The 251-nt window shown below is 64.1% G+C and carries 1 pseudogene; it reads left to right on the top strand.

The window, feature by feature from the left end:
* Window positions 1-128: pseudogene (locus tag F7R02_RS26140) on the top strand (IS3-like element ISXac4 family transposase); the annotation flags it as partial.
* Window positions 129-251 lie beyond the last annotated feature (123 nt).

Here is a 251-nt window from a genome sequence, read left to right as displayed (position 1 = left end):
CGGCGCGTAAACGCGAGGCGGTGCGGTTCCTTATCGAGGTCCACGCGCGGCCGTTGCGCCGGTCCTGTGCATGCGTCGGGCTGTCGCGTGCCGCTTGGTACGCACCGCCTCTGGACTGGACGGTGCGGGGTTCACCCCCGTTTTCACGGACACTTACAAGAAGGCCGATCAAGGCCATGAGGAGTGTTCATGTCAAAGCGCAGGAAGTTCACTGCCGAGTTCAAGCGTGGCGCGGTTGAGCAGGCCAGCCA

Origin of the sequence: Xanthomonas cissicola, assembly GCF_008801575.1 — a bacterium.
In the GTDB taxonomy this organism is placed as follows: domain Bacteria; phylum Pseudomonadota; class Gammaproteobacteria; order Xanthomonadales; family Xanthomonadaceae; genus Xanthomonas; species Xanthomonas cissicola.
This window is presented reverse-complemented; position numbering and strand designations above follow the sequence as displayed.